Annotated in this window: 2 protein-coding genes; both read right to left on the minus strand. The window is 60.8% G+C overall.

The window, feature by feature from the left end; translation table 11 throughout:
- The coding region (locus ACXRVY_RS30640) for a 5'-nucleotidase (protein ID WP_458239157.1) at positions 1-595 on the minus strand (595 nt) is incomplete at its 3' end.
- Between the two features lie 25 nt (positions 596-620).
- Positions 621-1,144 (minus strand): ketopantoate reductase C-terminal domain-containing protein (locus ACXRVY_RS30645; protein ID WP_458239158.1); only part of this gene is annotated, 524 nt, incomplete at its 5' end.

The raw sequence follows: 1,144 nt of genomic DNA on the forward strand, positions 1-1,144 counted from the left end.
GCCCACCGCGCAACGGCTCGCGGGCGGCCTCACGCTCGCTGGCCTGGAACGCCTCCAGACCTCCGGTCTGATAAATGCGCTCCGACTCATCGGAAAACAGCACCGCGTCTCCGTCGAAGGCGATGCGCAATTCGTCGCTGGCCGCACGACTGGCACCGCCCGACAGAATGGTCGCCGCGGCGAACCCGGCGTCCAGTGCATTGCGTACGTCTTCGGCGTGGGTCGAGAGAAACAGGTCGCAGCCAAAGGCCTTGAGGTAGGGATACGGACTGCGCCCGCCGACAAAGGCCGCGCGCGAGATTGCCAGTCCGTAATGGTCAATCGAGTTGAATACCCGCAGCCCGGTGTCGGCGCTGTTGCGCGACACCAGAATCACCTCGACCCGGGCACGACCGAGGCTATTGTTGAGATTCAGGAGTTTCTGCACCAACGGAAAAGCATCGCCGGGCTCGAGGATTTCGTCTTCGTGTTCAATCTGATACTGCCGGTAGGCTTCGACGCCGCTCAACAGATAAACCTTGTGGCTTTCGCTCAGGTCGAACAGCGCCCGCGAAGAAATCGCCAGCACCAGTTTGTCGTCAATTGCCTTTGGCATGCCCTTCCCCCTCAGGTCGGTCGACTCAGGTGTTTCGTCGATCAATGAAACTCAAACTGCGATACAAGGCCTCGATACGCGGCATCTCACACCCGGCTGCCTTCGCCGCCGCCAAAGGCCGGGCATAGATCGCGGCCAGTTCCAGCGGTCGCTTGTGCAAGTAATCGTGGTACATRCTCGGCCAGTAGTCAGGCATTTTTTCGGTCACCATGAACAGGTGCTCGGCATACCCCGCCGGTACATCGTGCCCGCACGCGACTGCGCCTTGCACCACTTCAGCCATCAGCGCCTTGATCAGTTCGCGACTGTCGGCATCAGCCATCAGTGGTGTAGTACTCGCTCCCRGCAACACCGACAGACCGTTGTACGGGATATTCCAGACCAGTTTTTGCCAACGCGCCTGATGCAAATTCGCCATGGCCTGRGAATCGAGGCCGGCGTTGCGAAACAGCCCGACACCCTCCTCGACAATCGCAGTGCGTGCCGGCCCGTCGGCGGGACCGCTGTGATAACCAACGTGCACTGCGCCCAGCGCCTGATGGGTAATGA

The organism is Pseudomonas sp. P5_A2_2 (genome assembly GCF_054177685.1).